At 60.8% G+C, this 23,052-nt stretch carries 23 protein-coding genes; 8 read left to right on the plus strand and 15 right to left on the minus strand.

Annotation, left to right across the window (positions count from 1 at the left end; genetic code table 11):
- Positions 1 to 58: 58 nt before the first annotated feature.
- The 12 genes from WGT02_RS18195 to ybgC all read right to left on the minus strand — a co-directional run bounded on the left by WGT02_RS18195 (position 59) and on the right by ybgC (position 13,394).
- Positions 59 to 859 (minus strand): outer membrane protein, encoded by an 801-nt coding sequence (locus WGT02_RS18195; RefSeq protein WP_208249739.1) that lies wholly within the window; start codon positions 857 to 859, stop codon positions 59 to 61.
- Positions 860 to 1,041: 182 nt separating this feature from the next.
- Complete coding sequence (locus WGT02_RS18200) at positions 1,042 to 1,809, minus strand: outer membrane protein (RefSeq protein ID WP_208249737.1); 768 nt, start codon at positions 1,807 to 1,809, stop codon at positions 1,042 to 1,044.
- Positions 1,810 to 1,988: 179 nt separating this feature from the next.
- Complete coding sequence (gene glmM / locus WGT02_RS18205; protein ID WP_024315425.1) at positions 1,989 to 3,341, minus strand: phosphoglucosamine mutase; 1,353 nt, start codon at positions 3,339 to 3,341, stop codon at positions 1,989 to 1,991.
- 238 nt (positions 3,342 to 3,579) lie between these two features.
- Complete coding sequence (gene ftsH, locus WGT02_RS18210) at positions 3,580 to 5,511, minus strand: ATP-dependent zinc metalloprotease FtsH (protein ID WP_024315424.1); 1,932 nt, start codon at positions 5,509 to 5,511, stop codon at positions 3,580 to 3,582.
- A 98-nt stretch (positions 5,512 to 5,609) separates the two neighbouring features.
- Positions 5,610 to 6,935: a tRNA lysidine(34) synthetase TilS gene (gene tilS, locus WGT02_RS18215; RefSeq protein ID WP_024315423.1), complete on the minus strand. Its 1,326-nt coding sequence runs from the start codon at positions 6,933 to 6,935 to the stop codon at positions 5,610 to 5,612.
- Positions 6,936 to 6,947: 12 nt separating this feature from the next.
- The gene (gene ybgF / locus WGT02_RS18220; RefSeq protein ID WP_024315422.1) at positions 6,948 to 7,952 is read right to left on the minus strand and encodes a tol-pal system protein YbgF; all 1,005 of its coding nucleotides are present in this window, start codon (positions 7,950 to 7,952) and stop codon (positions 6,948 to 6,950) included.
- A gap of 160 nt (positions 7,953 to 8,112) precedes the next feature.
- On the minus strand, positions 8,113 to 8,643 hold the full coding sequence (gene pal / locus WGT02_RS18225) for a peptidoglycan-associated lipoprotein Pal (RefSeq protein WP_208249734.1): 531 nt from the start codon (positions 8,641 to 8,643) through the stop codon (positions 8,113 to 8,115).
- Positions 8,644 to 8,799: 156 nt separating this feature from the next.
- Complete coding sequence (gene tolB, locus WGT02_RS18230; RefSeq protein ID WP_024315420.1) at positions 8,800 to 10,110, minus strand: Tol-Pal system beta propeller repeat protein TolB; 1,311 nt, start codon at positions 10,108 to 10,110, stop codon at positions 8,800 to 8,802.
- Positions 10,111 to 10,132: 22 nt separating this feature from the next.
- The gene (locus WGT02_RS18235) at positions 10,133 to 11,269 is read right to left on the minus strand and encodes a hypothetical protein (RefSeq protein ID WP_024315419.1); all 1,137 of its coding nucleotides are present in this window, start codon (positions 11,267 to 11,269) and stop codon (positions 10,133 to 10,135) included.
- An 8-nt stretch (positions 11,270 to 11,277) separates the two neighbouring features.
- A complete protein-coding gene (tolR, locus tag WGT02_RS18240; protein WP_024315418.1) occupies positions 11,278 to 11,733 on the minus strand; it encodes a protein TolR in 456 nt (151 codons plus the stop codon).
- A gap of 23 nt (positions 11,734 to 11,756) precedes the next feature.
- Entirely contained in the window at positions 11,757 to 12,476 is a 720-nt protein-coding gene (tolQ, locus tag WGT02_RS18245) for a protein TolQ (RefSeq protein ID WP_024315417.1), read from the minus strand.
- Between the two features lie 462 nt (positions 12,477 to 12,938).
- Positions 12,939 to 13,394, minus strand: coding sequence for a tol-pal system-associated acyl-CoA thioesterase (gene ybgC, locus WGT02_RS18250; RefSeq protein WP_024315416.1), 456 nt, complete (start codon positions 13,392 to 13,394; stop codon positions 12,939 to 12,941).
- 119 nt (positions 13,395 to 13,513) lie between these two features.
- On the opposite strand from ybgC, the gene WGT02_RS18255 reads away from it, so the two are divergent.
- The 7 genes from WGT02_RS18255 (at position 13,514) to WGT02_RS18285 (ending at position 19,711) form a co-directional block, all read left to right on the plus strand.
- Positions 13,514 to 14,734 (plus strand): NAD-dependent epimerase/dehydratase family protein, encoded by a 1,221-nt coding sequence (locus WGT02_RS18255; RefSeq protein WP_024315415.1) that lies wholly within the window; start codon positions 13,514 to 13,516, stop codon positions 14,732 to 14,734.
- A complete protein-coding gene (locus WGT02_RS18260) occupies positions 14,731 to 15,561 on the plus strand; it encodes a glycosyltransferase (protein WP_024315414.1) in 831 nt (276 codons plus the stop codon). Before WGT02_RS18255 ends, WGT02_RS18260 begins: the two co-directional genes overlap by 4 nt.
- Positions 15,558 to 16,442, plus strand: a complete 885-nt coding sequence (locus WGT02_RS18265; protein ID WP_024315413.1) for an NAD(P)-dependent oxidoreductase — start codon at positions 15,558 to 15,560, stop codon at positions 16,440 to 16,442. Before WGT02_RS18260 ends, WGT02_RS18265 begins: the two co-directional genes overlap by 4 nt.
- Before the next feature lie 77 nt (positions 16,443 to 16,519).
- Positions 16,520 to 17,242 carry a hypothetical protein gene (locus WGT02_RS18270; protein WP_024315412.1) on the plus strand — a complete coding sequence of 241 codons (723 nt, stop codon included), beginning with the start codon at positions 16,520 to 16,522 and terminating at the stop codon, positions 17,240 to 17,242.
- A gap of 96 nt (positions 17,243 to 17,338) precedes the next feature.
- The gene (locus tag WGT02_RS18275) at positions 17,339 to 17,926 is read left to right on the plus strand and encodes a 5-formyltetrahydrofolate cyclo-ligase (RefSeq protein ID WP_024315411.1); all 588 of its coding nucleotides are present in this window, start codon (positions 17,339 to 17,341) and stop codon (positions 17,924 to 17,926) included.
- A 2-nt stretch (positions 17,927 to 17,928) separates the two neighbouring features.
- The gene (locus tag WGT02_RS18280; RefSeq protein WP_024315410.1) at positions 17,929 to 18,753 is read left to right on the plus strand and encodes a TIGR00282 family metallophosphoesterase; all 825 of its coding nucleotides are present in this window, start codon (positions 17,929 to 17,931) and stop codon (positions 18,751 to 18,753) included.
- 121 nt (positions 18,754 to 18,874) lie between these two features.
- The gene (locus WGT02_RS18285; protein ID WP_024315409.1) at positions 18,875 to 19,711 is read left to right on the plus strand and encodes an MBL fold metallo-hydrolase; all 837 of its coding nucleotides are present in this window, start codon (positions 18,875 to 18,877) and stop codon (positions 19,709 to 19,711) included.
- A 32-nt stretch (positions 19,712 to 19,743) separates the two neighbouring features.
- Here WGT02_RS18285 and WGT02_RS18290 read toward each other — a convergent pair whose 3' ends face one another.
- A complete protein-coding gene (locus WGT02_RS18290) occupies positions 19,744 to 20,247 on the minus strand; it encodes a pyridoxamine 5'-phosphate oxidase family protein (protein ID WP_024315408.1) in 504 nt (167 codons plus the stop codon).
- A 173-nt stretch (positions 20,248 to 20,420) separates the two neighbouring features.
- Here WGT02_RS18290 and WGT02_RS18295 point away from each other — a divergent pair, with 173 nt between their 5' ends.
- Positions 20,421 to 21,167, plus strand: coding sequence for a YebC/PmpR family DNA-binding transcriptional regulator (locus WGT02_RS18295; protein WP_024315407.1), 747 nt, complete (start codon positions 20,421 to 20,423; stop codon positions 21,165 to 21,167).
- Between the two features lie 66 nt (positions 21,168 to 21,233).
- Here the strand turns inward: WGT02_RS18295 and WGT02_RS18300 are convergent, their stop codons facing one another.
- The gene (locus tag WGT02_RS18300; RefSeq protein WP_024315406.1) at positions 21,234 to 22,022 is read right to left on the minus strand and encodes an anti-sigma factor; all 789 of its coding nucleotides are present in this window, start codon (positions 22,020 to 22,022) and stop codon (positions 21,234 to 21,236) included.
- Positions 22,019 to 22,783, minus strand: coding sequence for a sigma-70 family RNA polymerase sigma factor (locus WGT02_RS18305; RefSeq protein WP_024315405.1), 765 nt, complete (start codon positions 22,781 to 22,783; stop codon positions 22,019 to 22,021). Before WGT02_RS18305 ends, WGT02_RS18300 begins: the two co-directional genes overlap by 4 nt.
- Positions 22,784 to 23,052 lie beyond the last annotated feature (269 nt).

Raw genomic sequence — 23,052 nt, forward strand, 5'->3', positions numbered from 1 at the left:
GTCGCAACGAGAGAAATTTTTGGCGTGTCCGCGTCATCGCGTCGCAGATCAGCCGGCCCTACCAGCCGGCGATGCGCAGGCCGACGCGGACTTCGTGCCGGGTCATCCCGTCATCGCGCCCGCTTGCCGAGGAGGGACCTGTAAACATGCTACCGCCGGCAATATCGGAAAAGCGATAGCCAAGATCGACCTTGATGTTGTCGGTGACTTCATAGCTGACGCCAACCATCAGTGCATAGGTGAAGCGCCAGCTATTTTCTCCGTTGAAATCTTGCCGGGCAAAGGTGGCTCCCGCGCATGTCGAGGCGCCGTCGACGCACTCCGGTTGGGATCTCACACTCCCCCATCTGACGTTTGTTATCCCGACGCCGGCACCGACATAAGGGGTGAAGCCGGCAACGGTCGCAAGGTCGGCATAGCCGTTTGTCATGATGCCATACGCCCGAACATCGGCACGCGTGCCGTAGGAGCAACCGGTTCCGGCAGGAGCGGAGGCCGCACATGGCAGATCGAGGCGTGCTGTACCGGTAAAATCGCTTTTGAAGAAATCTGTCGTTAAATCGGCACGCCAGATGTCGGTGAATTGATAACCGATCCCGACGCCACCGGAAACGGGCTGGGAGAAGCGCGCCGGATCGAACTCGCCGGCGTCGGCACCACCGACGTGATACGTTGGCTCTTCGTTGCCCGTCCACGGCGCATAGCCAAGGTCACCCCGAAGATACCATCCGCTCGTCATGGAGCCGCCGGCGATGCTAACCTCCGGTACGTCCGTGATGAGCGGTTCTTCCGCCGCCACCGGACTGCCGAGCAGCACAAGGCTTGCTACAGTGGCGAGGATCACTTTGGACGATTTCATTGGAAATTCCCGGCCGGGCAATGAAACGCCCGCATGACTGACTAGCGGACATTATTCCAGCGAGATGCTAACGCGCGGTTAACCATATTTGTTAACTGCAATCAGCGTTCGGCCCATGCGAAAAAGGCTGCCGTGAAGGCAGCCTTGCAAGTGAGAACTCGCACGACAAAGAACGTGGCTGGCTATTGCAATGAGTAGCGCAAGGCGAGTTTGAAATCGTGCGAAGTAATGTTGTCGAAATGCATCGGCCCAGTGTTCACCGTGTTGTCATATGAGCGGATCCGGCCGGTCTGTGCATCGCCAAGATCAAGGTAGGTGTAACCGAAATCGACGGTGAGACGATCTGTCACCTGATAGCCGAGACCCGCATGCAGCGCCCAGGCAAAGTTCCAAGTGGAGTCGCTGTCGGCATAAGCGACGCCCTGGGTCGGGACGTTGACGTCCCTGAAACCGGAGATCGTGTTGCGGGAGGTACCGACACCGGCCCCGACATACGGCGTAATGCCGTACCAGGTGCCTAGATCGACATAGGCGTTGGCCATCAGCAGCCATTCCGACTTGGCACCGTCGTAATCATTCGTGGCATCCCAAACAGCCGTCCCCGTTGCATCGGTGTGTCCATAGCGATCGAGTGCGGAGAAGTCGGCTTTGCCGCGATACTGGACGATTGCGTCGGCGCGTAGCCACTGGTTGAATTGATAACCTACACCCAATCCACCAAGCGGCGCGCTGTCGAAGCCGCCATCGTCCAGAAATTCATGGAGCTCCACGTCGTCAAACAATTCTTGCTGCAACCCGCCAAGGCGCTGGTTGCTCATGCCCAATTCGCCGCGCAAATACCATCCGCCGAAGACAGGCGCCGGTGCCGGCGGATCCACATAGAGATCGGCCGCGAGAACTGGGGCAGTTCCCAGCACCACCGCAGCCACGGCAATCAAAAATCTCTTCATAATAATTCTCCAGGAACACAAATAATCCGCGTGTCAGTCGACCGCATCCGGCTCTTATTCGTCCCGAAGTCTTACAAATCAGAGTTAATGTCCGATTAAATTTACAAGATATTCATCATGACCTTATGCGAAAAAGGGCACAGCGGGGTCGAATCGACATCCGCCATGCACGGCCGCCTTCACGCCGCGTCGCGCACCCCACCGATCACGCCAGTCAGATCATTGACGATGCGTTCAATCTGGGCGCGGTCGTCGCCCTCGGCCATGACACGGATCAGTGGCTCGGTGCCGGACGGACGGATGACGAGGCGGCCGTTCTTGGCAAGCTCGGCCTCCGCATCGGCGATCGCCTTCTGCACCCGGATATCCTCCAGGGGCTTGCCGCCGGAAATGCGGACGTTGCGCAGCAGCTGAGGCACCGGATCGAAGCGACGGCACACTTCGCTCACCGTCTTGCCGGTCCGCTTGACCGCAGCAAGGATCTGCAAGGCGGCCACCAGACCGTCGCCAGTCGTGCCGTAGTCGGACAGCACGATGTGGCCGGACTGCTCGCCGCCGACATTGTAGTTGTGCTGGCGCATGTGTTCGACGACGTAGCGGTCACCGACCATCGTACGGACAAGACCAAGTCCCTTATCGCCGAGGAAGCGCTCCAGCCCGAGATTCGACATGACGGTCGCGACGATACCACCGCCGCGAAGCTGCTGGTTCTCGGCATAGCTTTCGGCGATAACGGCCATCAGCTGGTCGCCGTCGACGACCGCGCCGTTCTCATCGACGATGATGACGCGGTCGGCGTCGCCATCGAGCGCAATGCCAATATCGGCGCGCACTTCATCGACCTTCTTCTGCAGTGCGACCGGGCTCGTAGAGCCACAATTGAGATTGATGTTCGTGCCGTTCGGCTCGTTGCCGATGGTCACGACGTCAGCGCCGAGCTCCCAGAGAACGGCGGGAGCCACCTTGTAGGCCGCCCCGTTTGCGCAATCGATCGCGATCCTCAAGTCCTGCAATGTCACGTCGCGCGGCAGCGTGCGCTTGGCATGCTCGATATAGCGGTCGTGCACGCCATCAACGCGCTTGGCGCGGCCGATATCGTCGGCCTTGGCAAGCTGCGTCGACAGATCCTTTTCGAGCAGATCCTCGATCTGCGATTCCAGATCGTCGGACAGTTTGTAGCCATCAGGCCCGAAGAGCTTGATGCCATTGTCCTGATAGGGATTGTGGGAGGCAGAAATCATGACACCGATGTCGGCGCGCAGAGACCGCGTCAGCATGGCCACGGCCGGAGTCGGGATAGGACCGAGAACAAACGCATCCACACCGGCAGCGGTGAAGCCGGCGACCATCGCGTTTTCCAACATGTAGCCCGAAAGGCGCGTGTCCTTGCCAATGACGACGCGGTGACGGTGGTTGCCTCGGCGAAAGATCGTCCCAACTGCAATGCCGACCCGCATCGCGAGATCCGGTGTCATCGGAAACACGTTGGATTGGCCGCGAATGCCGTCCGTACCGAAATAGCGTCTTTTCATATGCACCCCTGTGCCTTGGCGCGCCTTCAGGCTGCGCATTATTGCTTGCAAAAATCACGCCGCCACAGGCGGAATGTCGCTACAAGAGCCTCGAATGAGGCCTCCCTATGTCACCGGCATGACATAAATCGCCGTGACCATCACGTAAATTCGCAAGAAAACCCATTACATCGCGTTACCGACGCAAAAGGCCGGAGTCCACAATGGACCCCGGCCTTTCAGTCATTTTCAAGAGAAATCAATGTGGCTGTGGCTCCAAGCCAGCTTCCGGCTCGTCACCCTTTGTCGCCGGCCGCGTACCGGTCTTCGGCACAGCCGAACCCCGGCTGGGCGGCGCATCGTCGCCGAGATCGCGGGAAGGCTTCTCGCCACGAATCAGCGCCTTGATTTCTTCGCCAGTTAGCGTTTCGTATTCGAGGAGCCCTTCGGCGATCGCCACGAACTCGTCGTGATTTTCCGTCAGGATCTGGCGTGCCTCGGTATAGGCTTCCTCGATCAGTCGGCGCACTTCGCTGTCGATCTTCTGCGCCGTGGATTCGGAGACGTTCTTCGACTGCGAAACGGAATGGCCGAGGAACACCTCCTGCTGGTTTTCGCCATAGGCGACCTGCCCGAGCACGTCGGAGAAGCCCCACTGGGTGACCATGGCGCGGGCAAGCTTGGTGGCCTGCTCGATATCCGAGGATGCACCCGAGGTGATGTTCTCCTTGCCGAAGGTCAGCTCTTCCGCAATGCGCCCGCCCATCATGATGACGAGGCGCGAGACCATCCACTTGTAGCTCATCGAGTAGCGGTCGCCCTCGGGGAGCTGCATGACCATGCCGAGCGCACGGCCGCGCGGGATGATCGTCGCCTTGTGCAGCGGATCGGCAACCGCAACCTTAAGCGCGGTGATGGCATGACCGGCTTCGTGATAAGCTGTCAGCTTCTTTTCGGCTTCGGTCATGGCGGACGAGCGACGCTCGGCACCCATCATGATCTTGTCCTTGGCGTCTTCGAATTCCGCCATGGTGACGACACGCTTGTTGCGGCGTGCAGCCATCAGGGCAGCTTCGTTGACGAGGTTCATCAGGTCGGCACCGGAGAACCCGGGCGTACCGCGAGCCAGAACCTTCAGATCGACATTCGGCGCCAGCGGCACGTTGCGGGCATGCACCTTGAGGATGCGCTCACGGCCGACGATGTCGGGGTTTGGAACGACGACCTGACGGTCGAAACGGCCCGGACGCAGCAGCGCCGGATCGAGAACGTCGGGACGGTTCGTCGCTGCGATCAGGATGATGCCTTCGTTTGCTTCGAAGCCGTCCATTTCGACCAGCAGCTGGTTGAGCGTCTGCTCGCGCTCATCGTTACCGCCGCCGAGACCGGCGCCGCGATGACGACCGACGGCGTCGATTTCGTCAATGAAGATGATGCAAGGCGCATTCTTCTTGGCCTGTTCGAACATGTCGCGGACACGGCTTGCGCCGACGCCGACGAACATTTCGACGAAATCGGAACCCGAGATCGTGAAGAACGGAACGTTTGCTTCGCCAGCGACAGAGCGAGCGAGCAGCGTCTTACCGGTGCCCGGAGGGCCAACCAGGAGTACGCCGCGCGGAATCTTGCCGCCGAGGCGCTGGAACTTCTGCGGATCGCGCAGGAATTCAACGATTTCCTCGAGGTCCTGCTTGGCCTCATCGACGCCTGCAACGTCATCGAAGGTCACGCGGCCATGCGCTTCGGTCAGAAGCTTGGCCTTGGACTTGCCAAAGCCCATCGCGCCGCGCGAGCCGCCCTGCATCTGCCGCATGAAGAACAGCCAGACGCCAAGGATCAGAAGCATCGGCAACAGCGTGCCGATATAGCTCAGGAAGCCCGACGAACCATCGGTTTCCGGGCGCGCGGAGACGAGAACGTTCTTCTGCTGCAGGCGATCGAGCAGGTTGTCGTCGACGACAGGCGTATAGGTCTGGAAGGTGGTGCCATTTTCAACATAGCTACCGGAGACGCGGTTGCCCGTGACGACGACTTCCTTGACGCGGCCCGCATCCACTTCCCGCAGGAATTGCGAGTATGGGATTTCGCGGGAGCTGGTCTGCGCCGGCGACGTCTGGAACATGCTGAACAGAGCAATCAGCAGCAGCGCTATGATTGCCCACAAGGCGAAATTACGTAAGTTAGGGTTCATCGAACTCCCCAGCACTGGAACAGCCGCCTCATGGCGACCGTCTTATTTGGCCTCTAACATAGGATTGCCTCAGGGGAATGCCAAGGCAAACTGGACTGTTAGATAGATTTTCCGTCAATAAGACCTAAAGGCGGTTTTGGATAGGGGCGTGTTCCAAAGGCAGCCGCAAGGCTATCGGCGAAGATGAAATCAAATCGTGTCAAAAAACGGTCGAAGGGCGAAAAATAGGGTGTGACACGGACTTTCTCGGCAACATTGCCGGGAGCCTCGTGTCCTGCCACGTCGACGATACCCGGCGCGGCCGCCAGGGCTCGCCTGGTGACGCCCCTGGGGAGTTGACCGCTCTGCGCCGCCGTTGCGCCAGCAACGATGCCGATTTCCGTTGGAGCCGCATTTTCAACCAGGAACCGGCCGTCCCAGACAGCGCGCGCGGCGGGTGCCAGTGTCAACGGCAGGATGCCGCGGTTTTCGCGGACAAGGAAGAGGCCGTCGCGCCGAAGGTCGAACACCACCCTGCCCGCGGTCATCCGGCCCAACTCACCTTTTGCGATAAGAGCCAGCACGTCGTCCGTCTGCTTGCGGCCAAGTGCGAACACCTGCCCGCCAAACACTGCGGCAAGGCGCGCAAAGGCATAACCAAGAATCTCGCGATCGGCCGCTAGCCCGGCCGGGATCACTTGGCCGATCAAGGGAGAATGCACGATAAAATACTGATCCAACCATTTCGACGCCACAGTAGCGACGCTTAACCGCAGATCACCCGCGCCGTCCGGAGCCGGGACAACGTCCGCCTCTTCAGCAAGGCGCGATCGCATCCGCACACGTTCGTACTTCGGGTCATCATTGCTTGGGTCGTCGATCCAGGCGACCTGCCGTGCGCGAAGGTAGTCACGGATCGCCTCCCGCCGGCAGCCGAGCAGCGGTCGAGCGACCCAAAGGCGCCGATCGAAAAGGACGAGATCCGCAATGCCGGTATTTGGCTGCTCTGAACGTCGCGAGCGCATGGCGAGTGTCTCGCGCTGGTCATCGGCCGTGTGCGCAGTCACGACAATGTCCGCATTCAGGCTTTCAGCGGCATCGGCAAGCAGAGCGTAACGGGCGTCGCGTGCTGCCGCCATCATACCGGTCTTCGGCTTTTCGCCACGCCATGTCGTGATGAGGTGCGGGATATCAAGCGACCGACAGAAGGCTGCGACCTGGTGCGCCTCCTCGGCCGATTCTGTGCGCAATGCATGGTCGACTGTTACGGCACAAAGAGAGATTTTCAAATTGGCTGTGGCCTTAAGAGCTTCGGCGAGCGCCAGAAGCAGGCCGGTTGAATCGCTTCCGCCCGAAATCGCGACAAGGATACGCGAGGGCTTGATCAGCGAACCAAGGAAACGGCGTGCTGCCGTCTCTGGTAGAAGGGGACCGTCCGGGCGCAAAACCGGAAGACCTTAGCAGGCGAGACGCTTTTGCTCGCTGGCAACCTTGGTTATCACGGCGCGCGAAGCCTTGGGATAACGCTTCGAGACTTCCCGCAGCGTCGCGCATGCGGTTTCCGTGTTGTCGAGCGCGGCAAGCGACATGCCGAGCTTGAGAAGCATTTCCGGCGCCTTTTCAGAGCTGCCATACTTCTTGTGCGCATCGAGGAACGTCTTGGCAGCCTCGTTGTACTTGCCTTGCGAGTAGAGCGCCTCGCCAAGCCAGAAGTTGGCATCGGCGGCGCGAGCGCTGGCGGGATACTGAGCGATATACTGGGTGAACTCCTGCTCGGCCGTCGAGTAGTCACCCGACAGCACGTGGCCGTAGGCAGCCTTGTACTGGTCGGCTTCGCTGCCGAGGGAGGCAGTCTGCGACGAACGGCCGGAATCGACGCCCGGAAGCGGGCGGGATCCAACTGTGGCACCCTCGTTGACCGAGCCGCCGATCGGATTGCCGCTCTGGTCGAACTCCATCGAACCGAGCTGTTTCGGCGGCTGGCCGAGGCCCTCGTTTGCGGGAACGTCGGTCGAGGGAGCCGTTTCGGCTCCCTGCGGTGCTTGGATAACGCGGGCGACATCGTCGCCACCGCTCCGACCTTGAGCCGGAGGAGGTACATCTGCCTCACTCTTTTTCATCGTCTTGGAGTTGCTGCCGGCACTACCGCCACCGCCGCCCTTCTCCAACTCCTGGAAACGGAATTCGTTGTCTTCCTGCGCCTTGCGGATCGTTTCCTGCATCTGCAGGAGCTGGAAGCTCATCTCCTCGATGCGGCCGTTCAGCTGACGCAGCTGCTCTTCCAACTGCTGGACGCGGACTTCGGCGCCGCCGGCCTGCACGTTTACAACCGGTGCCTGCGGCTGTCGATCCGCGGCCTTGCCGCCGATCTCCCAACCCAAAAGCGACGTCGCATTGGCCGATTGGCCCGCCCCGGCCACGGCCGCGAGACACAGCATGCCCGCAACGACAAGTTTTTTCATATGGTTCGTCCTGTCCCTGTGATTCTTCGCACCCATTGGCACGAACAGGAGATTTTTCCAATTGCTTTCAAAAAGCAACGGAAACTGGCCAAAGTGTGTTCAAAAAGAAAAGGCGGCCCGCGATGGAGCCGCCTTTCGAAATTGTAATATTTCCCGGTAATTACATGCCGGCGCCACCGAGAACGGTGACGGCACGGCGGTTCTGCGACCAGCAGGAAATATCGTCGCAGACGGCAACCGGACGTTCCTTGCCGTAGGAGATCGTCTTCATGCGCTGCGCCGGAACGCCACGCGAAGCGAGGTAGTCCTTGGTGGCGGCAGCACGGCGAGCACCAAGAGCAAGGTTGTATTCGCGCGTACCACGCTCGTCGGCATGGCCTTCGACAGTGATGGCGTACTTCGGGTAGCGGGCGAGCCACTGAGCCTGACGGTCGAGCGTCTGGGAAGCGTCCGCGCGGATCGAGGTGGAGTCGGTGTCGAAGAAGATGCGATCGCCGACGTTGACGGTGAAGTCCTGAGCGGAGCCAGGCGTTGCGGCGCCGGCGCCAAGGCCGAGGTCGCCGGCACTGTTCGCCACGTTCTTCTTGTTCGCGCAACCGGCCAGAGCAAGACCGGCGACAAGCGCGATCATGACGGGGTTACGGGCGAAACTCTGCATGCGGCTCATTGCCGGGGTGTGAATTCGGCTCATGGCCGGTCTCCTTGCGACTTGATTAAGGTTGCCGGACTGTAACCTCGTTGGGTTAATCGGCACTCAAGAATTATGGTTAACGGATGGTTGATTTGTCCCTTAGTCGCCCCAATCAGGGATTTTTGCGGCGACAAAAAGGCACATCCACAGGCTTTACTACTCGAGAAGCGGCGACCAGGCTGGGTCCGAAGCGTAGGTCGGGGTCTTGATGAGCTGCTCGTTGTAGCCCGTCAGATCGATCGAGTAGAGCTGCGGACCACCTGCACCCGCCGCCTGGCGGAAGAACATGATGACGCGGCCATTCGGCGCCCAGGTCGGGCCTTCGTTGTGGAAGCCCGTCGTCAGGATGCGCTCGCCCGAACCGTCCGGCTTCATGACACCGATCGAGAACTTGCCGCCCGACTGCTTGGTGAAGGCGATCAGATCGCCGCGTGGGGACCAGACGGGCGTGGAATAGTTGCCGTCGCCGAAGGAGATGCGCGTCTGGCCGGAGCCGTCGGCGTTCATGACATAAATCTGCTGCTTGCCGCCACGGTCGCTCTCGAAGACGATCCGCCCGCCGTCCGGCGAATAGGACGGCGACGTATCGATCGCGGCCGTCGAGGTCAGGCGCGTCGTGGTGCGCGAACGCAGGTCCATCGTGTAGATGTTCGCATTGCCTTCCTGCTGAAGGCTCATGACGACCTTCTGACCGTCGGGCGAGAAGCGCGGCGAGAAGGTCATGCCCGGGAAGTTGCCGACGACTTCGCGCTGTCCTGTCTCAAGCTGCAGCAGGTAGACCCGCGGCTGCTGGTTGGCGAAGGACATGTAGGTGACTTCCTGACGGTTCGGCGAAAAGCGCGGCGTCAGAACGAGGTCGCTGCCGTTGGTCAGCATGCGGACGTTGAAGCCGTCCTGATCCATGATGGCGAGCTGGCGCTTGCGCTCCTGCTTGGTGCCGGACTCCGAGACGAAAACGACGCGGGTGTCGAAATAGCCTTCCTCACCGGTGATCTGCTTGTAGATCGCATCGGCGATGATATGGGCCACGCGGCGCCAGTTCTCAGGCTGCGTGTAGAACTGCTGACCGGTCATCTGCGTGCCTGCGAACGTGTCCCACAGACGGAACTCGGCGCGGAGGCGACCATCGCTTTCCTGCGTCACGCGACCGGTGACGAGGGCCTGCGCATTGATGACCTTCCAGTCCTCGAAGCGCGGAGCGGCATCCGGGTTGGAAATCTTCTCGATGAAGGCGTTCTTGTTGATCGGCGCGAAGAGGCCGGAGCGCTGAAGGTCGGCAGCGATGACCTGCGACACCTGCGCGCCCATGTCGCCCTGCAGGAAGTCCGTGATCGCGATCGGCAGCGGCTCGACGTTACCCTTGTTGATGTTGATTTCGACAAGCGCGTTCGCCGGCGTGGCAACAACCGCAGTGGTTATCATGCCGACGGCGACCATCAAGGCGCGGATGAGGGAACACTTGGTCATGGAGGACAAGCCTTTCAGCATTTTAAAGGGCTAGATCGCTAGGATCGAAGTTGACGATAACTTCGCCCCAGGCGTCATATTTGTCTTTCGGAAGGTTCGTGAAGGGCGACGACTTCATGACAGCGCGCTTGGCACCGCTTGCCAACGCCATGCGCGTCGCCTCGTTGGTGCCGCCGACCGCTTCGACCTCGGGCGAGCCGATGATGTTGCCATCAGGGTCAAGCTTCATGTGGACCTTGATGCGAACGTCGCTGGCGCCTTCCATTCCGGGAATAACCGACCAGTTGCCGGCGATCGCACTGCGCAGAGCATCCATCTCGCTCATCGAGAGCTTGGAACCCGTGGACGGCTTGGTGGAGCCGGTCGAAGCAACTTCGGTTGACCGCTTGGCACCGCCGTTCGACGGGTCCTGCTTGTTCAGCAGGGCTGCGATGTCGTCGGCGTTGAAGTCGCTCTGCTTGGAGGAAGAGGCTTTCGCCTTCTCCTGCTTCTTGTCGGCCTTCTTCTTGTCGGTCGGCTTTTCGTCGGTCTGTGCCTTGTCTTCCGTCTTCTTTTCAGGCGGCTTTTCGGCCGGCTTCTGTTCGGGCGGCTTTACCTGCGGCTTGACGACTGGCGTCGGCACTTTGTCCGGCAATGCCTCGGCATCCGGCTTCGGTGGCTCGGGCGTTTCCTGTGGCTTCTCCTCGGCCTTCGGGGGCGTCGGTGTCGGCGGCGTGATCTCGGGCTTCGGGGGCGTGATTGACGCCACCTGCTTCGGCTCGACGTCCGTCTCCTCCTTCATGATCTCCTTCACCTCGTTCGGCACTGGATCATTCTGGGGAAGCGGTTTTTCGCTGGCCTTCGGCGCGGCCGCGCTCACATTGTTGTTCGGCTTAGCATTCGGGACCGGCGGCGTCTTAAGGTCGACCTTGTTGTCGCCCATGTTCTCGGCGTTTGCGACTTCGGTCGGCTTGGAGGTCGGCTTCGGCGCCGGCTTTTCGCTCGGCTTGGCCGTCTTGTCGCCCTGCTGCATCTGCGTCATTTCTTCGACAGGCACGAGGTCGACGGGCATCGCCTCGAAATCCTCGACCTTGAACTGCTCTGGGGAGCCGATCGAAATCAGCGCCCAGGCAAGCAGTGCACAGTGCAGAGCCGCAGATGTGACGATACTGGCCTTCATAGCGTTCGCTATTGGTCCTTCTTCTGCTGCGTCACGAGACCGATGTTCTTGTAGCCGGCACCCTGGATGCGGGCCATGACGTCGGCGATCACGCCATAAGGCGCGGTCGCGTCGCCGCGAACGAAGATGCGCTCGTTATAGCCGGTCGTTGCGATCGCCTCGAGCTTCGCGGCAATCTCCTCGGCCGGGATCGGCGTTTCCTGCAGGAACACCTGGCCGTCGTTCTTGACCGAGATCGTGATCGGCTGCGTTTCGGAATTCAGGGCCTTAGCCTGCGTTTCGGGCAGGTCGACCGGCACGCCGACGGTCATCATCGGTGCTGCGACCATGAAAATGATCAGCAGCACGAGCATGACGTCGACGAGCGGCGTCACGTTGATTTCGGAGATGACGGCGCCTCTGCGCCCGCCGCGGCGACGGCGTCCACCGCCCCCGCCGCCATTGCCTCCAACAGCCATACCCATTTGCGCTACTCCGTTTCCGTCCGTTACTGCGCGGCCTGGCGCGGCTGCAACTTCTCATCGATCTGGCGCGAAAGGATGGCGGAGAATTCATCCGCGAAACCTTCCATACGGCCCGAGAGCTTGCCGGCGTCGGCGGAGAGCTTGTTGTAGGCGATAACCGCCGGGATAGCGGCGACAAGGCCGATGGCGGTGGCAAGCAGCGCTTCGGCGATACCGGGAGCAACGACCGCAAGGTTCGTCGACTTCGAGCCGGCGATCGCCTGGAACGAGGTCATGATACCAACGACGGTACCGAAGAGTCCGATGAACGGACCTGCCGAGCCGATTGTCGCCAGCGAGCCGAGACGGGCCGAGAGGAATTCGGACTCACGAGCGAGCGTGACGTCCATGGCGCGGTCGATACGCATCTGCAGACCGATCGGCGACCGTGCGCCGCGCTCGAACGACTTCTTCCATTCGCGCATGGCGGCGACGAAGATCGAGGCAAGGCCGGTGTTGTTGCGTTCCGACAGCGTTCGATAAAGTTCTTCCAGCGACTGGCCCGACCAGAACACCTGCTCGAACTTGTCGAACTGGCGCCTCGCGCGGCCGTAAGCCAGATACTTGTCGATGACGATCGCCCAGGTCCAGACCGAGGCCGCGATGAGCCCGAGCATGACCAGCTTGACGACGAGGCCTGCCTGCATAAACAGCGACCAGAGGCTGACGTCGGCCGTTGCTGCTGCCAATCCTACTTGTTCCATTGATCCAAAATCCCCGAATCCAAACGCCCGGCACTTGACCGGGCGGCACAAAGTGATCTCGCAAGAAGTGTCTGGCGGCCGCCGCCCAAAGCCCTGGTCAAGCTTCCAAGCTCTTATCCGCCTTCCTTGCCGTCAAATTTGGTCAAAGGAAGGCGTGCACCGCACAAACTCTGACAATCCAAGTAAGACACTATTATGGTTAATAGTTCGTTAGCGCCGGATCATGACAGCGAAACTATCGGCGAAAGATTTATCCCTTGGATGACTTGGCCAGATCTAGGCCGATGACCACACAGCGCTCATCTTCCAGCGCGCGAATTCCTTCACACAAAACTCATGTTTATGCAAGGCCGGTAATCCTGCGTCTTTTCGGCGCTTCGCAATCAACCGACGCGAATCGCCGCGGCAGAACCTTGTCTGAAGCGGCACGATCACATTGCGCGTAGAAAACGCTCAATGTCGTCAGAGCGGCTTGCTGCCTTCCAGAAATTTTTCGGCAAGTGCCTCCGGCAATCGTCGCGGCCGCGCATTGGCATTAATGACGGCTATGATCACCCTGGCGACGATCAGCAACGTTTCGCCACGCCGGATTTGCTGATTGAGGACCATTTTGGCCCCGCCGGCTTTTTCGGTGTGTGTCAGCACGGTCAGGATGTCATCCATCCGCGCCGGCTGTTTGAAGTCGATCTCCATGCGGTGGACAACGAAGACGAGCCCCTCGTCGTCAGCATTGATGAGTTCCCGCTGCTCGACGCCGAGGCAACGGAGATAATCGGTGCGGCCGCGCTCGAGGAAGTGCAGATAGCGAGCATGGTAGACGAGGCCGGAAAAGTCAGTGTCCTCGTAATAGACGCGCTGCAAGAGCCGGTGGCCCGTTTGCGTGAGTTCGCCTGAGATCGAAAAACCGTTGTCCGCCATAATTTTCTCCAAAGTCACGCGCCCTCTTTGGCGGAAGACTTTCCGCCTTGCAAGCATTGAACAATTGTCACGCTTCCTAAGTAATTTTCGACAGAGACAATCAAGCAGGAGACGACGCGATGAAGATTGCAGTGATGGGCGGGGACGGATTCATCGGCTGGCCGACATCATTGCATCTCTCCGACACGGGACATGACATCCATATCCTCGACAACCTCTCGCGACGCTGGATCGACACCGAACTCGGCGTCCAGTCGCTGACCCCGATGGACTCGATCCAGGAGCGCACGCGCATCTGGCACGCCGAAACCGGTCGGCGCATCCATTTCAACCTGATCGACCTCGCCAAGGACTACGAGCTCCTGAAGAAGTGGCTGGCCGAGAACCGTCCGGATGCCATCGTCCATTTCGCCGAGCAGCGTGCCGCCCCGTACTCCATGAAGAGCGACCGCCACAAGAACTACACGGTCAATAACAACGTCAACGCCACCCATAACCTCCTGAATGCGCTCGTCGAACTTCAGCTCGACGCGCATCTGATCCACCTTGGCACGATGGGTGTCTACGGCTATTCGACGGTCGGTGCCGCGATCCCCGAGGGCTACCTGCCGGTGGGGATCGAGACGTCCAGCGGCGAGACTGTCAGCCAGGAAATCCTCTATCCCTCCAATCCCGGCTCGATTTATCATGTGACCAAGTGCCTGGATCAGCTGCTTTTCCATTTCTATGCCAAGAATGATGGCCTGCGCATCACGGACCTGCACCAGGGGATTGTCTGGGGCACGCACACCGAGCAGACGCGCCGGCACCCGCAGCTCGTCAATCGCTTCGACTATGACGGCGACTACGGCACGGTGCTGAACCGATTCCTGATCCAGGCGGCAATTGGATATCCGCTGACCGTTCACGGAACCGGCGGACAGACCCGCGCCTTCATCCACATCCAGGACTCCGTGCGCTGCATCGAGCTGGCGTTGAACAACCCGCCCGCCCGCGGCGCCCGCGTCGAGATCTTCAACCAGATGACGGAAACGCATCGCGTGCGCGATCTGGCTGAAATGATTGCCAAGATGAGTGGCGCCGAAATCGCCTGGCTGCCGAATCCGCGCAAGGAAGCGGCGGAGAACGAGTTGATCGTCAAGAACGAGAAATTCCGCAATCTCGGCCTCGATCCAATCACGTTGCAGGCGGGGCTTCTCAGTGAAATCGTCGACGTCGCCAAGAAGTTTGCCTATCGTGTCGACCGGTCGCGCGTTCCTGCGGTTTCCGCCTGGACGAAGGACATTGCTGCTACGATCAACCATGATCCGGAAGGCAGGAGGCTGAAGTCGGTTTCATGAGTGAGCCCCGGTCCCTGCGGCACGCCTACGTCACGCTCGTCACCAACAACGACTACGCCATGGGTGCCAAGGCGCTCGCGGCGTCGTTGCGCCGGACCGGCACCTTCGCCGATATCGTCGTCCTCCATACGGCAGATGCTGGCAAAGCCAGCCTCGCCCCGCTCTTGCAACTCGACTGCCGACTCGTGCCGGTCGATCATCTGCCGCTGTCGACCGCATTCAACGCGCGCCACGCGCGAGCCAACCTGCACTCCGCCGCCCCTTTTACGAAGGGACGTAAGCCAGACTTCCATTCGCCGCTCGACAATTTCTGCAAGCTGCGCCTGTGGCAGCTGAGCGAATACACCAGTTGCGTCTTCATCGACGCCGATGCGATCGTGCTGCGAAACATCGACAAGCTCTTCCACTACCCGGAGTTTTCGGCCGCCCCGAATGTCTACGAATCTCTTGCCGACTTTCACCGGCTCAATTCGGGAGTTTTCGTCGCACAACCGTCCGAAGACACATTCCAACGCATGCTGGAGCGACTGGATCAGCCGGACGTGTTCTGGAAGCGGACGGACCAGACGTTCCTGCAGGATTTTTTCCCGGATTGGCACGGCCTGCCGGTCTATTTCAACATGCTCCAATATGTATGGTTCACCATGCCCAGGCTTTGGGACTGGCGGAGCATTTCCATCCTGCACTACCAGTACGAGAAGCCATGGGAGGCGAATCATCCGAAGGTCGAGAAACTGCGGCCGCTGATCGACCTGTGGCACGCATTCTATGCCGGCGATGATCTGCCGGATATTTCGGCAATGGCCAACCCTGAAGAGGCGGCATGAAGGTACTGGTATCGGGCGGAACGGGTCTCGTTGGACGCTATATCGTCGAAGAACTGCTCGCCGCCGGCTATACCGTGATCATCGGCGGTCGCCACGCGCCGCTACCGCGCTTCTTTTCTCGTCCGGTCGAATTCGCGCCGCTTTCGCTCGATCCGGCGCATGACCATATCGAAGCCTTCGACGACGCCTATTTTTTTGTGCACGCCGCCTTCCATCATTTGCCGGGACAATACCGCGGCGGTGAAGGCGACGACCCCGAGACGTTCAAACGCTTCAATTTGGACGGCACCGTCCGGCTTCTCGAGGCCGCCAAACGCGCCGGCACACGGCGCTGTATCTTCATTTCCAGCCGTGCTGCCTATGGCCAACATGCGCCGGGAACCACCCTGACGGAGGGGATGCCCGACAAGCCGGAAACCCTCTACGGCCAAGTCAAGCTGGATGCGGAACGCAGCCTCGCGCATCTTGCGGCGCCGGGCTTTGCAACGGCCAGTCTCCGATTGACCGGCGTCTACAGCGACCTTCGACCCAACAAATGGGACAAGCTGATCGAAGATTACCTGGCTGGCCGTCCTCTGCCTTCACGTGCCGGAACCGAGGTCCACGCAAGAGACGTCGGCAAAGCCGTCCGGCTCATGCTGGAAGCGGACGCCGCGCGCATCTCCGGCGAGACCTTCAACGTCTCAGACGTCGCTTTGGATACATGGGACATCCTGGAGCCCATTCGCTGGGAGCGTGATTGCCTGAACAGGCTGCCGCTGCCCGCCGACAAATCGCTGCTCACACCGATGGACACGACGAAAATCCGCGCGCTCGGTTGGTCGCCAGGCGGCATGCCCTTGTTCGACGAAACGATCCATGCGCTCGCCGCGGGCATATAGGTGGCAGGTGAAGGCGCACAGGTCCACGCTAGCCTGAGGTTGCAGACTACCACGGATAGTGCAATCCGGAGAATAGTATGCAAGTCGGTTCCACATCAGCGCTCAACATCCTGCGCAACACCTATTCAACCGACAAGCTCAATACGTTGACTGACAGCGCCAGCGCGCGACTGAAGATATTACAGAATTCGGCAAAGGCGCGGGAGAGCCTGCGCGAGAACATGACGACCTCCGCCGAAGCCGCCAAGAGCCGCGCGGCGCGCAAGCTTGAGGAAGCCAAGCAGCAGTTGGAGATGCTGAGAAGCGGCGGCTACCCGCCCGAAGTGGTTGCACGGCTGGCGGCCGAACTTGCTCACAAGATCAGCGCCGCAGCTGCGGAATTCGCCTCCGCCGTCGCTACGAGCGCGACGAGCATCGCATCTGCAGCCGTTGCAACCGCCGATGCGGGCACGGGTGCGGCTACGGTGGCCACAACCGATGCGCCCGCGTCAACCGCAACGGCATCCTCAAACGATACCAAGAGCGGTACTGCCCAGGCGGACGAGCCTGACGGCGCGACTCCGGCTCGCAACGCTTACCAGCGCATCGTCGAAGATGGAAAACGGGCGTCCTCCGGCATCTCCGCCGAGGATCGCAAGACAATGGAAGAGTTCAAGTCCATCCTGCAGGAAGTTCGGCAGCTCATGGACAGGGCGGTGCGCGAACTGCGGGCGGGACGCGGCCAATCCGGTTCGGGTACGACCTCTCCGGTGGAGGCCAAGGTTGGCATCTCGGCCATACCGACTAGCTTCACGATTTGACGTCCTCGGTTCGGGCAGGCAGCCAAAGGTCGCATTGTCACGTTGAAATCATCGCTTGGCCCACTATGGTCTGCTGAAAACAGCGCGATGGACCGCATGACCCCGAAAGAACTGAAAGCCGAAATGCGTACCGGGCGGCTCGCACTGCGCGACGCGATCCCGGAAGATACTCGCATCGAGATGAGCCTCGCAATGGCCGAGCATGCCGGCGAGGCGGTCGCATTCGAGCCTGGGACGACCGTGTCCGGCTTTCTGCCGATCCGCTCCGAAGCGGATATCCGGCCGCTTATGGCGCGATTCCAAGCGCGCGGAGCACGGCTTTGCGTACCGGCGATACTCGACAAGCAGACGATCGTCTTTCGTCAGCTCGTACGCGGTGCCCCGTTGGTCAGCACAGGCTTCGGCACCTCGGGTCCACCTGCGGACGCCGCCGTACTCGATCCCGAGATCATGCTGGTGCCCCTCTCCGCTTTCGACCATCGCGGCCATCGCATCGGTTATGGCGCCGGCTACTATGACCGCGCCATCGAGCTTTTGCGGCAAAAAGGCCTGCATCCGAAACTGATCGGCATTGCATTCGACTGCCAGGAAGTGGCACATGTGCCCGACGAGCCGCACGACGTCAGTCTGGACGCCCTCCTGACAGAAAGCGGGCTGCGTTTTTTTGCCTCTTGGATTGGATAGCAATGCGACTGCTTTTTCTGGGTGACATGGTGGGTAAGACCGGACGCACCGCCGTCTGGAACCGCCTCCCCGGCCTTATTTCCGACCTGAAGCTCGATTTCGTCGTCGTCAACGGTGAGAACGCCGCAGGCGGTTTCGGCATCACCGAGGATATCTTCCTCGAGACGATCAATGCGGGCGCGGATGTCGTCACGACAGGCAACCACGTCTGGGATCAGAAGGAAGCGGTCGCCTTTGCCGCACGTCACGACCAGTTCCTGCGGCCGGCCAACTACCCGCAGGGCACGCCGGGGCGCGGCTCAGGCCTGTTCTATGCCCGCAACGGTGCACGCGTGCTGGTCGCAAATGTCATGGGCCGCGTCTTCATGCACCCGGAGTTGGACGATCCCTTCAAATCCGCCGAGACAATCCTGGATGCCTGTCCGCTTAAAGAGCAGGCGGATGCAATCATCTTCGACTTCCACGCCGAAGCGACCAGCGAGAAGCAGTGCTTCGGCCATTTCGTCGACGGCCGCGCCAGTTTCGTCGTCGGCACGCATACGCATGTGCCGACAGCCGATCACCAGATCCTGAACGGCGGCACCGCCTACATATCGGATGCAGGCATGTGCGGCGACTACGATTCCTCGCTCGGCATGGACAAGGAAGAACCACTGAACCGCTTCATCTCCAAGATGCCGAAAGGCCGCATGGAGGCAGCGACCGGCCCGGCCACCATCTGCGGCGTCGGTGTCGAAATATCAGATGCGACCGGCCTCGCTGAAAAGATCGCGCCGCTGCGCCTTGGCCCCAGGCTCGCCGAAACCATTCCGGAATTTTGGCGCTAGAGCCTTTCAGGCAGGCTCCCGCCATGACGCAAAAGTGAGCAGCGGCTCCGGATTTCAACTGGACCACTGCGGCGGCTTGCCGCATCCTCCCAACGACCCGTGAAAGCGCCGGAGGAGTGGCATGACGCCACGTTTTCTTGTCTTCGCAATCGCCTGCCTGATGGTCCTGATCGCGGCCGAAGCGGCCGTCGCCCAAGAAGAACGAAAAAACGTCAGCCAGTGCCAGGCCATCGCCCAATCGATCCCGCAAGCGACCTTTGCCAGCGTCACAGGTCCAGCACCGATCGTTGGCGCCGGCGCTACCGGCCAATCGGTCACGCTGACCTACATCGGACATTCCACCTTCCTTATCGAAACGCCGGGCGGCGTAACCATCGCGACCGACTATAGCGGCTGGTATTCGCCGCCGCACGTGCCGATGGTCGTCACCATGAACCGCGCCCATTCCTCGCATTATACGCTGGCGACCGACCCTGGCATTCAACACGTCCTGCACGGATGGAGCGACGTGCCGGGGGAAAGGGCGAAGGTAAACCTGGTGGTGGGCGACACCTACATCCGCAACGTCACAACGGATATCAGAGGCGGCTTCGGTGCGCCGCAGACGGACGGCAATTCAATCTTTATCTTCGAGATTGCCGGGCTCTGCATCGGCCATCTCGGCCACCTTCATTATGAGTTGACGGAAGCGCACTATGCCGAGATCGGCCGGCTTGATGTCGTCATGGTTCCCGTCGACGGCGGCCTGACGATGGGCTCGGACAGCATGAGTCGAGTCATCAAGCGCCTGCGCGCCTCTCTCATCCTGCCGATGCACCAGCCGAGGCCGCTGCAAAGTTTCCTGTCGATGTTCGGACCCGATTTCGATATCAGCTACGCACCGACGAACACGATCACCGTGTCGCTAGGGACATTGCCGAAGAAGCCATTGATCTACGTCGCCAAAGGCATGCAGTAAAGGACCCGGAAGGCGCCGGGTCTATTTCATTCTCAAGCGAATTGCAGATGCTGCCGGATGCCGACATCGGGCATCTTGTCATCATCGAGATTGGCCTTGGCAATCTCCCAACCAAATTTGAGCTTACTGCCGGTAGAGACCCAGATCTCTGCGTCGTCAACATGCATCACGAGCATCGTCAGCTTCGGATCCTTCTTGCCGTCCTCATACCAGGCGGCGACGACGGAATCCCAATACTCATTGATCTTCGACGGATCGGACCGCACCTCGATCTTGCCGGCAAGGCAAGCGTGATAGTCGTGATGCTTTCCGACGACGCAGAAATGTGCCCTGGTGCCCGGCTTGATGGCACGGGCGATTTCTGCGTCCGATTTCGAGTAGAACCAGATCGTATTGGTCTTCGGATCGGCATGTGGCGCCATTGGCTGCATATGCATGTCCGCTCCGTCCACGCCGAGCATGCCGGCATGAATGTCGTTGACCTGATCCCAGAGCTGACGTGCGGGGTGTTTCCGCGCCTCGTCGAAACTAGCCATAGCACTTCCTTCCGTTTCAAGGGTCCGTATTTTGAAACGCCAGCTTCGGGGCTTTGTTCCGTAATTCCGGACGAGCGGGTCCCCCGGAGAATGAAGCCGTTTTCCCTTGAATACGGCCCATTTCGCTCTTATAAGGCGGCCCATTCCGACAATGAGACGTGAACAGGGGTGCCATGGCTGGCCATTCACAGTTTAAAAACATCATGCATCGCAAGGGCCGTCAGGATTCCGTGCGATCGAAAATGTTCTCCAAGCTTGCGCGCGAAATCACCGTTGCCGCCAAGGCTGGCTTGCCTGATCCTTCGATGAACGCCCGCCTGCGCCTGGCGATCCAGAACGCCAAGGCCCAGTCCATGCCGAAGGACAACATCGACCGTGCCATCAAGAAGGCCGCCGGTGCCGACGGCGAGAACTACGATGAAGTCCGCTACGAGGGCTACGGCCCGGGCGGCACGGCGATCATCGTCGAGGCGCTCACCGACAACCGCAACCGCACCGCTTCCAACGTCCGCTCGATCTTCACCAAGGCCGGCGGCGCACTCGGCGAAACCGGCTCGGTCTCCTTCTCCTTCGACCACGTCGGCGAGATCACCTACAAGCTGTCGGCAGGCGATGCCGACAAGATGATGGAAGCAGCCATCGAAGCTGGTGCCGACGACGTCGAGACCGATGATGACGGCCACTACATCACCTGTTCCTTCGAATCCCTCGGCGAAGTTGCCAAGGCACTGGAAGCGACGCTCGGCGAAGCGGAAACCGTCAAGTCGGTCTGGCGCGCCCAGAACAATGTGCCGGTCGACGAAGAGAGAGCTCAATCGCTGCTGAAGCTCATCGACAGCCTCGAAGACGATGACGACGTCCAGAACGTCTACTCCAACTTCGAAGTCTCCGAAGAAGTTCTTGCCAAGCTTTCGGCCTGATTTCTTCAGCAATCTGCAGATTCCAAGAAGCCCGGCCGCCCTCTCGTGCCGGGTTTTTTCTTGTCCTCAGATGCCCGCCGCGCGGGTAAAACTGTCGCGGAAGGCGGTCAAATCGGTGGCGTTGACGTCTGACACAGCCGAAAACAGCAACCCACCGGCCGACCACTCCTCGATATTGTAGCCGTCGCGAAGTGCCGTCGTGCGAGCGGCGGGCGGGCCGGGCCAGACGAAGACGTTGATGACGTGTCCGTGCCGTCGGTAGATCAAGGCTGCGACGACGCGGCCGCCGACATAGTCGACGCGGCCGCCGACCAGCGCAAAACCCTCTGCCGCCAGATCGACCACCGGCGGTGAGAAGTCGAGCTTGCCGTTGAACCAGGGCTTGACCGTATGCTGGTCGGAGGTTTCGACGTCGGTCAGGTGGTCGGCCAGCAGCGAGCGCACGTGGCTTGCCAACAGCTGGTCCTGGATCGAAAGATCCTGACGCGGCACGTTCACGAAGAGAAAGGCGCTTGCCGCCAGCGCCGCAAGCGAGGGCACCAGGCTCCAGCGCTGAATGAAGCCAAGGAGGTGCCGTCGCGCCTGTTCGGGAGGCAGGGGCATGGCGGCCGCACTCTCGCGCCCGACCATCGCCAGTATGCGCGCCCTGAGTGCCTCGGGAGCCTGCCAGCGGACGCCGTCGCGGCCGATCGCGCCGCGCACGGCGCGCAGGCGTTTGACCTCGCCAGCGCAATCGGGGCAGGTAGCGAGGTGCGCCTCGACTTCCGCCGCGTGCGCTGAATCGAGCTCTCCGTCGATGAAGCCATGCAGCATGGCGCTCCATTCGGGGCGATGGGTCTGGTTTGCCGCGGTCATGGCGTCGCCTCGTTGGGATCGATCAGGCGCCAGGCCTTGCCGAATTCGTCGCGTGCGCGGGCAAGACGCGACATGACGGTGCCGATCGGCGCATCGATGATGTCGGCGATCTGGCGGTAGGAGAGGTCCTCCAGCTCGCGCAGCACTAAGATTTCACGCATTGCAGCGGGAAGGCCGTGGATGACGGCGCGGACGCGCTCGGCATCGCTCTTGTGGATCATCGCCATTTCCGGCGTGTCTTCGTCGGACGCGATGTCGCGCGAAGCCGGCGGGTCGTCTTCACCCGCCGTATCGTCCGGCAGCGGCTGCTCGAAATGCGCCTTGCGGCGGTAGTCGTGCCACCAGGCGCGATAGCAGTTCCTGACGATACTGAAGAGCCAGGCGCGTGGATCGCCGCCGCGATAACCGTCGAAATGCCGATAGGCGCGCAAAAACGCCTCCTGCACGATGTCCTGTGCGGCTTCGGCGTCGCGGCTGAGAAAACATGCGAAATTATAGGAGGCGTCGAGATACGGGACGATCGTTTCGTGGAAGCGACGGGCAGTCTCAGCCGACGCGCGGCTGCACACGGCTGGCGGCTGCTCCGGCCGCACAATGAGAAGGATGTTTCCCGACATTCCGCCCGACTTGACCGCCGTCCGGTCCCGGGCGGGGTTTCGCCCGGCACCCGTGGCAACGGCCCCAAAGAACAGGTCGCGCACGGCCAGTATCCATGGCCGGACGTCGAAGAAAACGGGCGAAAGACTGCGGATGCCTGTCATTCCTTCTCCTCGGTTCCCCCTCGGATCCTATGCCTCCGCCGGCAGCACGCGCAATGTCGCGTTGTCTTCTTGATCATCCTCGGCCGCTGTTTATTCCGCCGTGCATCGATTTTTTTGGAGCGCCGCGTCGGGTCGGCGGGTGGCGGCATCGTTCTGGCGGGATACTTCCGAGCGGGTAGGAATTATCTCTTCTTTTTCAATCAGTTGCAAGAATCTTTCGCGCTACAGGGAATAACTGCCGGGCGTCGCCGCTCTTGTTCGGCAGCGGC

Origin of the sequence: Rhizobium sp. T1470 (assembly GCF_042140505.1) — a bacterium.
In the GTDB taxonomy this organism is placed as follows: domain Bacteria; phylum Pseudomonadota; class Alphaproteobacteria; order Rhizobiales; family Rhizobiaceae; genus Rhizobium; species Rhizobium favelukesii.

Coding starts and splice junctions, on each gene's coding strand:
- WGT02_RS18305 (WP_024315405.1), bottom strand. CDS start 22,783: ATGACAGGCATCCGCAGTCTTTCGCCCGTTTTCTTCGACGTCCGGCCA.
- pal (WP_208249734.1), bottom strand. CDS start 8,643: ATGAGCCGAATTCACACCCCGGCAATGAGCCGCATGCAGAGTTTCGCC.
- tolB (WP_024315420.1), bottom strand. CDS start 10,110: ATGACCAAGTGTTCCCTCATCCGCGCCTTGATGGTCGCCGTCGGCATG.
- tolR (WP_024315418.1), bottom strand. CDS start 11,733: ATGGGTATGGCTGTTGGAGGCAATGGCGGCGGGGGCGGTGGACGCCGT.
- tolQ (WP_024315417.1), bottom strand. CDS start 12,476: ATGGAACAAGTAGGATTGGCAGCAGCAACGGCCGACGTCAGCCTCTGG.
- WGT02_RS18275 (WP_024315411.1), top strand. CDS start 17,339: ATGACCCCGAAAGAACTGAAAGCCGAAATGCGTACCGGGCGGCTCGCA.
- WGT02_RS18300 (WP_024315406.1), bottom strand. CDS start 22,022: ATGACCGCGGCAAACCAGACCCATCGCCCCGAATGGAGCGCCATGCTG.
- glmM (WP_024315425.1), bottom strand. CDS start 3,341: ATGAAAAGACGCTATTTCGGTACGGACGGCATTCGCGGCCAATCCAAC.
- WGT02_RS18200 (WP_208249737.1), bottom strand. CDS start 1,809: ATGAAGAGATTTTTGATTGCCGTGGCTGCGGTGGTGCTGGGAACTGCC.
- ybgC (WP_024315416.1), bottom strand. CDS start 13,394: ATGGCGGACAACGGTTTTTCGATCTCAGGCGAACTCACGCAAACGGGC.
- WGT02_RS18265 (WP_024315413.1), top strand. CDS start 15,558: ATGAAGGTACTGGTATCGGGCGGAACGGGTCTCGTTGGACGCTATATC.
- WGT02_RS18260 (WP_024315414.1), top strand. CDS start 14,731: ATGAGTGAGCCCCGGTCCCTGCGGCACGCCTACGTCACGCTCGTCACC.
- ftsH (WP_024315424.1), bottom strand. CDS start 5,511: ATGAACCCTAACTTACGTAATTTCGCCTTGTGGGCAATCATAGCGCTG.
- WGT02_RS18280 (WP_024315410.1), top strand. CDS start 17,929: ATGCGACTGCTTTTTCTGGGTGACATGGTGGGTAAGACCGGACGCACC.
- WGT02_RS18285 (WP_024315409.1), top strand. CDS start 18,875: ATGACGCCACGTTTTCTTGTCTTCGCAATCGCCTGCCTGATGGTCCTG.
- WGT02_RS18235 (WP_024315419.1), bottom strand. CDS start 11,269: ATGAAGGCCAGTATCGTCACATCTGCGGCTCTGCACTGTGCACTGCTT.
- WGT02_RS18195 (WP_208249739.1), bottom strand. CDS start 859: ATGAAATCGTCCAAAGTGATCCTCGCCACTGTAGCAAGCCTTGTGCTG.
- WGT02_RS18290 (WP_024315408.1), bottom strand. CDS start 20,247: ATGGCTAGTTTCGACGAGGCGCGGAAACACCCCGCACGTCAGCTCTGG.
- WGT02_RS18295 (WP_024315407.1), top strand. CDS start 20,421: ATGGCTGGCCATTCACAGTTTAAAAACATCATGCATCGCAAGGGCCGT.
- ybgF (WP_024315422.1), bottom strand. CDS start 7,952: ATGAAAAAACTTGTCGTTGCGGGCATGCTGTGTCTCGCGGCCGTGGCC.
- WGT02_RS18255 (WP_024315415.1), top strand. CDS start 13,514: ATGAAGATTGCAGTGATGGGCGGGGACGGATTCATCGGCTGGCCGACA.
- WGT02_RS18270 (WP_024315412.1), top strand. CDS start 16,520: ATGCAAGTCGGTTCCACATCAGCGCTCAACATCCTGCGCAACACCTAT.